We start from the raw sequence: 9,073 nt of genomic DNA on the forward strand, positions 1-9,073 counted from the left end.
CACCGCAAGCAAACACTTGTTTGCAGTATTTTGAATTGAAATACCCTCAATAGCGATAAATGCTATTACCTTTGAGCGGTCACTTGAGCTACTTGCATGCGTTAAGCGGAGAAAGTTGGGTTTTCTAAAATGTGCCTGTCCTACTCTCTACTCTACTCTCTACTCTACTCTCTACTTAGACGAGTCTGCCGCAGATACTTTAGAACAAGTGTGGCAGCGCTTAAGTATGGGATTTGATTCGTTTGAGGTACAGCAAGCGAAGATAACAGAGCGGCAATGTGATTTACAGCTTTTAACTGGCGGCATGGTGATACAAGAGCTGGTGAATGAGTTAGTTCCTTGGTTGAAAACTTTACCCATTTCGAACTTAAGCTACCATTGCCAAGGTGTATAAGTTTTATGATTAAAACAAAAAGTATTGTTAGCTAAAATTTAAGCCGATGACATATTGAAACACTCGACAGAGTGTACCAAAAGGGCCATCTTGCTGGTGCGTAGTTGATGGCCTAGGTAAAGCTATAGCTAGTGTATTCAGAGCATAAAGTGGGAAGTATGAGCTAGTAAATATGAGCTGTAGCAATGCAAACCTGCGTGGCAATGCCCGAAAGCTCGTATTTACTCATCTACAAACTCAAATGCACCGATATCCCAGTTACCACTTGCTGGCCTTGTATTACCAAGCAGATCCATATTGATGGTTTCACCGTACAGGCTCTGATAGGTCTCGTATGAAATTGCTTGCCGTCCTGTGTCTATGGCGGGTGAATCGCTCATTAACTGATTGCCTTTTTCATACCCTGCGAAATATGGATCCGCGCTAATGCAGCTTACACTATTGTCAGCACATTTTTTTGAAGCCACCAATGCTTCAAGCTCGCTGAACGTAGTGCCGTCAATATGCAGCTGCATAGGGTTGTAAAATAGGTTATTTTCGATGGTTGCTTTGGCAACTGTCTCATTATCGCCTTTGAACATGATGGCGTAAGGGTTATTACCCGTGTATTCGCCATGGCGCAGGTTGGCAATAAGGTTACCTGTCATGTCGACTTGATACCCCGCTAACGCTTGGTACGCGATGCCCCTAATTGCATCAGTAATGGTATTATTGCTGATGTAGGTATTACCCGTGTTGTAAGCCATGATGGCTACCCCTGATTGATAGCTTGATATATCACCATGGTACTCATCTACATTTTCGCTCATGTGCTGGATGTTGTTACCCACTACATGGACGTCAAATGCGCCGGTTGACAATATACCGGATACACAATTTGAGATATCGTTGTTGATAAACCAAATTCTACTTGGCCCATAGTGCACCACCATGCATTCACCTGACGATGAAGAGGTTGGTTCTATGTTATAACAACTATTACCGCTAATAATGACATCGTCTGCTTGCTTGATATCAACGCAGTTTTCTCCTTCATCGTGGCTAATGTTACCACCATAATAAAAGTGGTGGCTGTTTACGCCGCCATGAGAATATTGAACGCCGTCCCCGCCATTATGATGACTTGTATTGTAGAGGTGCCACACATTGTTTATATATGTGCCGGTTTGCAATGCGTGACGGTCGTTTTCTATATCGCTTTCTGAGTCACCCATGTAGGAAATAGTATTGTTGTATGCGATAAACCCTTCGAACTGCAACCCTTTAGCGCCAGTTGCTGAAATACCTGTAGTACCTGTTGCGAGAGAGCCTGTTCCAGTGATAACCGTATTTCTTACCATAATATGATCTGTTTGTGTTGACCGATATGGCCTGGCTGATATGCCTTTATCTCCTTGGATATTAAACCCATCGAGATAAATGTAGCTGCCATACAAAACGATAGACATTTTCACTAAGTTGTCTTGAGCGCCAACTACCCACACTGGCTCTGATTCTGTGCCTTCTGATTGCAGATAGACAGTATTGGTATAGTCATAAGGACCACCATGAACCTCTACGTAAGAGCCAGCAGCTAACAAATTAGGAAACCGGCATCGAGGTTGAGTTTTTGAGCCAAATGTCACTTTTGTTGAGCAATTAGTGTCACTGCCATTGATGTAATAATGGTTGACGATTTCCGAAGTCCAAGTAGAGGGAGCGATGGGGGCGGGTATGTCTGGAGCAACCCAAGCACTAGGAATACCAACGGGATATTGGAATCCAGATGGATCTGCGGTAGGAGTGGGGATATCTGTTGGTTGAACCGTTGGAAGAGTAGGGACAGGAGTTGCAATGACAGGTGTCGGCGAAGGTAGCACCGGTCTCTGTGTTACCGTCACAGGTGTTGGCGTAGGTGGCACCGGTTTTTGCGTTACCGTCACAGGTGCTGGCGTAGGAGGCACCGGTTTCTGTGTTACCGTCACAGGTGTTGGCGTAGGTGGCACCGGTTTTTGCGTTACCGTCACAGGTGTTGGCGAAGGTGGCACTGGTTTAGATGTTACCGTCACAGGTATTGGCGTAGGTTGTAACGGTTTAGGCTTCTCGGTCTCGCTAGCCGGTGAGGGTTGCACCGGTTTAGTAGGTTCGGCCACAGTTGCTGGCTGGTTTGACTCAATAGGTGTAGCGCTGGGTAGCACAGAGTTCGAATTGGAAAGAGGCGCCTCAGGCGAAGTGTCATCTCCACAGGCTGTTAGCATTAATGCTAATACAATAAATACACTTTTAATGATAGGAACACTATTTTTCAGTACCATTGTTTAACCTGTATTTTTGAGTAATCTGGATATAAGCAAACTGTATCATTTAAATAGATTCATCAAAAAAAAATCACACGTTGAGAATCACATAACTCACTTTATTCTTAAAGAAGACATGGCGGCCATACAACAGTCTAAACTGAGTGGTTTTGAAAGTGTGTTCTGGTCTAATTCAATCGGACACTTAATTTTTAAACGATATCGTCAATAGATTAAGGAAATGATTTGTTAGCCTAAGCAAAAACCACTGGTTGTCGAAAAAGCACTCATGCGGTTGCCCTGGCACCTATCATATCTTTACACTCTCTTTCCTTTGTCAAAAATTCTTCATTATCCTTTGTTAGTTTAAGCCTGCGGTTTGAATCATTTTTTGTAGTGATACAAGTGTGAACCAAATACCTGCGGAGGGCTTATGGCGAAGGTGATCCATTATTACCGAACGGTTTGGATTTCAGACGTGCATTTAGGCTTTAAAGATTGTAAAGCCGACTATTTACTGCAGTTCTTAGCATCCATACGTTGTGATAAGTTAATTTTGGCCGGCGACATCATCGATTTCTGGGCCATTAAGCGCCAGCCTTACTGGCCAGCGAGCCACATGCAGGTCGTTCAGCAGTTGCTTGAAATGGCCAAGCAAGGCACCCAAATCATTTATGTGCCAGGTAATCACGACGCTGCTATTCGCCAGCTTGGCCAGCCAGAATTAAACCTCACCGAGATACACCATCAGTATTGTCATACCAGTATTAGTGGCGAAACCGTGCTAGTAGTGCACGGTGACGAGTTTGATGCCATGGTATGTTACTCCAAGTTAACCTCTTTTATTGGCGATATTTCTTACGATTTATTACTGTTTTTAAATCGCCAGTTGTATCGTTTACGTAAACGGTTCGGTTTTCGTTATTGGTCGTTGGCCGGTTACATCAAACAGCGCATTCCTAAAGCAGCGGTAGCAATCGCTCGTTATCGTCAAGCTGCGTTCGACTTAGCCCGACGCCGCGGGGTAGATATGATAGTGTGTGGCCATATTCATCACCCTGAAGTGGTAAAAGAGCAGGGCATTGTTTACGCCAACCTAGGGGATTGGGTAGAAAACTGCACCGCGCTAGTAGAAGAGCTCGACGGCAACATCAAACTGATTCGCTCTACCGAAATGCAGCAGCAAGTCGCGGTGGTCAATGATAAAGAAGATAGCCATTGCGCAGCTTGATCGCAGCAGCTTTGTGGCTATCGCTTTGCGACTGGTAATTTATTGGCGCTAAGTTAGAATGACCACTCATTCATCCCAGAGGACATTTCCATGAGCAAGAAGATCATTGCTACCGAGCAAGCACCTGCGGCAATAGGCCCTTATTCACAAGCAAACCAATTTGGCCAACTTGTGTTTACTTCCGGTCAAATCCCACTTGTGCCTGCCACAATGGAAGTGCTCGACGGTGACGTGACGGCGCAAGCAGAATTGGTCATGGAAAACTTGATGGCGGTTTTAAAACAAGCCGGTGCCAGCGCAGACACAGTGATCAAAACGACCTGCTTTTTAAGTGACATGAATGATTTTGTGGCATTTAATGAAGTGTACGGTAAATACTTCCCCACCGACGCACCTGCGCGCTCTTGTGTTGAAGTAGCGCGATTACCAAAAGATGTGTTGGTAGAAGTAGAAGCTATCGCTTATTGCCAGTAATACTAGTTAGGTAAAGTCACCATGAAATTTGCAATGCTGGTGACCTCTTCACCTTATGGTGAGCAAGGGTCATCCAGCGCTTATCAATTTGCCGAAGCCGTTATTGCTGAAGGACATCAATTAGTCGGGGTGTTCTTTTACCAGCAAGGCACGCTTAACGGTAATGGCTTATTAACACCTGCTGCCGATGAAGTGAATTTGGTGCAAGCGTGGGCCAAATTGGCCGAGCAACACGGTTTTGGTTTAGATGTGTGTGTGTCAGCTGCGCTGCGCCGCGGTGTAGTAGACGCCCCTGAAGCTGAGCGCGCACAACTTAGCCACTATAACTTAGCCGCTCCCTTTGCACTAACAGGTTTGGGGCAGCTCGCAGAACTGAGCGCAGCCTGCGACCGTCTCGTCCAGTTCTAGGAACGTTGAGCATGAAAATTGGCATTATTAACCAGTCTTTCCCCCATGGTAGCGCGGCAGGGCGTGAGTCCCTCGACGCGGTATTGGCTTTGTCTGCATTCAGCGAAGACATTGCGGTGTTCTTTATTGATGACGGCGTTTTCCAATTACTGCCGGATCAAGATCCCAGCAAGATCCTGCAGCGCAACTATTTACCCACGTTTGGCATGCTAGAGTTATACGATATAGAACAAGTGTACGTTTGCCAGCAGTCTTGCGAGCAACGTGGCATCGATCCACAAGCTTTATCTATTACGGTGGAAGCATTAACACCCACTGAGTTGGCGGAACATTTTGCCCAGCAGCAACAACTTATTCGGTTCTAATTATGATCCTGCATCTTGTTAAATCTTCGCCATTTTCCCATTTAAGCTTAAAAAACGCGCTAAATCGCAGTGCAGAGCAAGATCTATTTTTATTATTACAGGACGCTGTAGTGGCTGTTTGTGTTGAATCAGATCTGCATAATCAGTTGTTAGATCTTGATCGTCAAGAACGGCTTTATGTATTAAAAGAAGATCTTTCAGCGCGAGGGTTAACTAATAAATATGGAAAAGTGGTTGATTATAAAGGTTTTGTTTCTCTCTCCTGTCACACCTCAGCCAGTATCAGTTGGTAATCGCGCACCTGCGCAGTACGCCTTTGATTTCATAAAGATGTCATTTAGTTAAGTAAAAATGCCAGCTGGCAGGATCGTTTTGACTTAATTGGTTCAATTTGTGAGCAGGGTTGTTCTTGACACGCTTATCTAAGGGTAATAAAATTTCGCGTCCCCATATTTGGGGGTAGATTTTTCACGTTATATAAGTATCAGGAGCTATTTAACAATGGCAACAATTTCACAGCTGGTACGCAAGCCTCGTAAAGCACCGGTCAAAAAGACCAATGTGCCTGCGCTGCAAGCGTGTCCACAACGTCGTGGTGTATGTACTCGCGTATATACTACTACACCTAAAAAACCTAACTCAGCACTACGTAAAGTTGCTCGTGTTCGTTTAACTAACGGCTTCGAAGTAACTTCATACATCGGTGGTGAGGGTCATAACCTGCAAGAGCACAGTGTAATTCTTATTCGCGGCGGTCGTGTAAAAGATTTACCGGGTGTTCGTTACCACACCGTTCGTGGTGCACTAGATACTTCTGGTGTAAGCGATCGTCGTAAAGGCCGTTCTAAGTACGGTGCTAAACGACCTAAGGGTTAATGGTTCTTCGTAAAGTAAGGCCAAGCAGAAACAATTATATTTAATCGTTTTGGGGTAAACCTGAAGCAAACGGAGAATTAAGATGCCAAGAAGACGCGTCATAGGTCAACGTAAAATTTTACCAGACCCTAAGTTCGGATCAGAGATCCTAGCAAAATTCATCAACGTTGTTATGGTTGATGGTAAAAAATCTATTTCAGAAAAAATCGTATACGGTGCACTAGAAACTGCAGCTGAAAAAAGCGGCAAAGAGCACCTAGACATTTTTGAAGTAGCTCTTGATAACGTGCGCCCAACTGTCGAGGTTAAATCTCGCCGTGTGGGTGGTTCTACTTACCAGGTTCCAGTTGAAGTACGCCCTAGCCGTCGTAATGCACTGGCTATGCGTTGGTTGGTTGAAGCTGCACGTAAACGTGGTGAAAAATCTATGGCACAACGTTTAGCTGGTGAGCTAATCGATGCTGCTGACAACAAAGGCTCTGCGGTTAAGAAACGTGAAGACGTTCACCGTATGGCTGATGCAAACAAAGCGTTTGCTCATTACCGCTGGTAATCTGTTGGCGTGGCTTTTTAGCCACGCCTTTAGTTGTTATCTGAAGATATGTTTAAGCAAACTTAAACACTCTTCGCAAAGAAGGATATATTGTGGCTCGTACAACTCCTTTAGAGCGCTACCGTAATATTGGTATTTGTGCTCATGTTGACGCAGGCAAAACAACAACAACTGAGCGTGTACTTTTCTACACGGGTCTTTCCCATAAGATCGGTGAAGTACATGACGGTGCTGCGACCATGGACTGGATGGAGCAGGAACAAGAACGTGGTATCACTATCACTTCTGCTGCTACCACCGCTTTCTGGCGTGGTATGGAAGCTCAGTTCGAGGAACATCGCGTTAATATCATTGACACTCCTGGACACGTTGACTTCACCATTGAAGTAGAACGTTCTTTGCGTGTGCTTGATGGTGCCGTGGTGGTGTTCTGTGGCTCATCGGGTGTTGAACCTCAATCAGAAACTGTATGGCGTCAGGCGGACAAATACGAAGTACCTCGTTTGGTATTCGTAAATAAAATGGACCGCGCTGGGGCAGATTTCGAACGTGTTATAGAACAAATTCGTGACCGTTTAGGCGCTAACTGTGTACCGATTCAATTGAATATGGGTGCAGAGGAAGAGTTCGAAGGTGTAATTGACCTGATCAAAATGAAGGCCATTCACTGGAACGAAGCCGACCAAGGCATGACATTTGACTATGGTGAAATTCCAGCAGATTACCTTGCGAAAGCAGAAGAAATGCGGGAATACATGATCGAGTCTGCAGCTGAAGCTTCTGAAGAGTTGATGGACAAATACCTTGAAGAAGGTGATTTATCCGAAGCCGAAATTAAATCAGCTCTGCGCCAACGCACGATCAACAACGAAATCGTGTTAGCAACGTGTGGTAGTGCTTTTAAAAACAAAGGTGTTCAAGCCGTGCTTGATGCAGTGGTGGATTTTCTACCCGCACCGAATGAAGTAAAAGCGATTACAGGTGTAGACGAAAAAGACAACGAGGTAACTCGTGTCTCTTCAGATGACGAACCATTTGCTGCGCTGGCATTCAAAATTGCCACCGACCCATTTGTAGGTACGTTAACCTTTATGCGCGTGTATTCTGGAGTCGTGAACTCTGGTGATACTGTGTATAACTCGGTGAAGCAAAAGCGAGAGCGCTTTGGCCGTATCGTGCAAATGCACTCCAATGACCGTAAAGAGGTTAAAGAAGTGCGTGCAGGTGACATTGCTGCAGCAATCGGTATGAAAGATGTTACCACTGGTGACACCTTATGTGACTTAGACAACAAGGTTGTCTTAGAGCGCATGGAATTTCCGGAGCCGGTAATCCAAATCGCGGTTGAGCCAAGAACCAAGGCTGACCAAGAAAAAATGGGTATCGCGCTGCAAAAACTCGCGGCTGAAGATCCATCTTTTAGAGTTGAATCTGACGAAGAGTCTGGCCAGACACTTATCTCTGGTATGGGCGAACTTCACCTCGACATTATCGTTGACCGTATGCAACGTGAATTCAGTGTTCAATGTAACGTAGGTAAACCTCAGGTTGCTTACCGTGAAACCATCCGCAAAGCGGTGGAAGCTGAAGGCAAATTTGTACGTCAATCAGGTGGTCGTGGTCAGTATGGTCACGTTTGGCTGAAGATGGAGCCAAAAGAAGCGGGTTCAGGCTATGAATTTGTGAACGATATTGTGGGCGGTGTGATTCCAAAAGATTACATCCCTGCCGTTGACAAAGGCTGTAAAGAACAAATGGATCAAGGTGTACTGGCTGGCTATCCAATGCTAGACGTAAAAGTTACCTTGTTCGATGGTTCATTCCACGATGTTGACTCCAATGAAATGGCGTTTAAGATCGCTGGTGCTATGGGTTTTAGAAAGGGTGCGCTCGATGCTAACCCTGCTATTCTTGAGCCTATGATGAAGGTTGAAGTTACCACCCCTGAAGATTGGATGGGCGATGTTGTGGGTGACTTGAATCGTCGTCGCGGTATGATTGAGGGCATGGACGAAGGTCCTGCTGGTCTGAAAATCATACGAGCTAAGGTTCCGTTAGCGGAAATGTTCGGTTATGCAACCGATCTGCGTTCTGCTACACAGGGCCGCGCTTCTTACTCGATGGAATTCCTAGAGTATCATGAAGCACCTAAGAACATCGCTGACGCTATCATTGAAGCGAAGTAATCTGAGTCGGGAATGTTTCCAACTCCGTTAAAGTAATTTGATGCCCTACATGAGTAGGGTAACACTAAGAAAAGAAGGTACACGTCGTGTCTAAAGAAAAATTTGAACGTTCGAAACCGCATCTTAACGTAGGTACTATCGGCCACGTTGACCACGGTAAAACTACTCTAACTGCAGCAATCACTAACGTACTTGCTAAAACTTACGGCGGTGAAGCACGCGATTTCGCAGCAATCGATAACGCTCCAGAAGAGCGCGAGCGCGGTATCACAATCAACACTTCTCACGTTGAATACGATACGCCTACTCG

11 protein-coding genes are annotated in these 9,073 nt (G+C 45.3%); 10 read left to right on the forward strand and 1 reads right to left on the reverse strand.

Annotated features, from left to right (window positions below):
* The first annotated feature begins 115 nt into the window (after positions 1 to 115).
* Entirely contained in the window at positions 116 to 394 is a 279-nt protein-coding gene (locus tag D1Z90_RS21210) for a hypothetical protein (RefSeq protein WP_147378805.1), read from the forward strand.
* A gap of 221 nt (positions 395 to 615) precedes the next feature.
* Here D1Z90_RS21210 and D1Z90_RS19745 read toward each other — a convergent pair whose 3' ends face one another.
* Positions 616 to 2,688, reverse strand: a complete 2,073-nt coding sequence (locus D1Z90_RS19745) for a choice-of-anchor Q domain-containing protein (RefSeq protein ID WP_147378806.1) — start codon at positions 2,686 to 2,688, stop codon at positions 616 to 618.
* Positions 2,689 to 3,103: 415 nt separating this feature from the next.
* On the opposite strand from D1Z90_RS19745, the gene D1Z90_RS19755 reads away from it, so the two are divergent.
* From D1Z90_RS19755 to D1Z90_RS19795, 9 genes are all read left to right on the forward strand, one after another.
* A complete protein-coding gene (locus tag D1Z90_RS19755; protein WP_119912516.1) occupies positions 3,104 to 3,901 on the forward strand; it encodes a UDP-2,3-diacylglucosamine diphosphatase in 798 nt (265 codons plus the stop codon).
* Between the two features lie 90 nt (positions 3,902 to 3,991).
* The gene (locus D1Z90_RS19760) at positions 3,992 to 4,375 is read left to right on the forward strand and encodes a RidA family protein (protein WP_119912517.1); all 384 of its coding nucleotides are present in this window, start codon (positions 3,992 to 3,994) and stop codon (positions 4,373 to 4,375) included.
* Between the two features lie 21 nt (positions 4,376 to 4,396).
* Entirely contained in the window at positions 4,397 to 4,783 is a 387-nt protein-coding gene (tusD, locus tag D1Z90_RS19765; RefSeq protein WP_119912518.1) for a sulfurtransferase complex subunit TusD, read from the forward strand.
* 11 nt (positions 4,784 to 4,794) lie between these two features.
* Positions 4,795 to 5,148, forward strand: a complete 354-nt coding sequence (gene tusC, locus D1Z90_RS19770; protein ID WP_119912519.1) for a sulfurtransferase complex subunit TusC — start codon at positions 4,795 to 4,797, stop codon at positions 5,146 to 5,148.
* A gap of 2 nt (positions 5,149 to 5,150) precedes the next feature.
* Positions 5,151 to 5,441, forward strand: coding sequence for a sulfurtransferase complex subunit TusB (gene tusB / locus D1Z90_RS19775; protein WP_119912520.1), 291 nt, complete (start codon positions 5,151 to 5,153; stop codon positions 5,439 to 5,441).
* Positions 5,442 to 5,649: 208 nt separating this feature from the next.
* Positions 5,650 to 6,024, forward strand: a complete 375-nt coding sequence (gene rpsL / locus D1Z90_RS19780; protein ID WP_119912521.1) for a 30S ribosomal protein S12 — start codon at positions 5,650 to 5,652, stop codon at positions 6,022 to 6,024.
* Positions 6,025 to 6,106: 82 nt separating this feature from the next.
* Complete coding sequence (rpsG, locus tag D1Z90_RS19785) at positions 6,107 to 6,577, forward strand: 30S ribosomal protein S7 (protein ID WP_119912522.1); 471 nt, start codon at positions 6,107 to 6,109, stop codon at positions 6,575 to 6,577.
* A 92-nt stretch (positions 6,578 to 6,669) separates the two neighbouring features.
* A complete protein-coding gene (gene fusA, locus D1Z90_RS19790) occupies positions 6,670 to 8,763 on the forward strand; it encodes an elongation factor G (protein WP_119912523.1) in 2,094 nt (697 codons plus the stop codon).
* An 86-nt stretch (positions 8,764 to 8,849) separates the two neighbouring features.
* The coding region (locus tag D1Z90_RS19795) for a GTP-binding protein (protein WP_232525317.1) at positions 8,850 to 9,073 on the forward strand (224 nt) is incomplete at its 3' end.

The sequence above is a fragment of the Motilimonas pumila genome, assembly GCF_003596335.1.
Classification (GTDB): Bacteria; Pseudomonadota; Gammaproteobacteria; order Enterobacterales; family CBDFNC01; genus Motilimonas; species Motilimonas pumila.

Coding starts and splice junctions, on each gene's coding strand:
- D1Z90_RS19745 (WP_147378806.1), bottom strand. CDS start 2,688: ATGGTACTGAAAAATAGTGTTCCTATCATTAAAAGTGTATTTATTGTA.
- D1Z90_RS19755 (WP_119912516.1), top strand. CDS start 3,104: ATGGCGAAGGTGATCCATTATTACCGAACGGTTTGGATTTCAGACGTG.
- D1Z90_RS19760 (WP_119912517.1), top strand. CDS start 3,992: ATGAGCAAGAAGATCATTGCTACCGAGCAAGCACCTGCGGCAATAGGC.
- tusD (WP_119912518.1), top strand. CDS start 4,397: ATGAAATTTGCAATGCTGGTGACCTCTTCACCTTATGGTGAGCAAGGG.
- tusC (WP_119912519.1), top strand. CDS start 4,795: ATGAAAATTGGCATTATTAACCAGTCTTTCCCCCATGGTAGCGCGGCA.
- tusB (WP_119912520.1), top strand. CDS start 5,151: ATGATCCTGCATCTTGTTAAATCTTCGCCATTTTCCCATTTAAGCTTA.
- rpsL (WP_119912521.1), top strand. CDS start 5,650: ATGGCAACAATTTCACAGCTGGTACGCAAGCCTCGTAAAGCACCGGTC.
- rpsG (WP_119912522.1), top strand. CDS start 6,107: ATGCCAAGAAGACGCGTCATAGGTCAACGTAAAATTTTACCAGACCCT.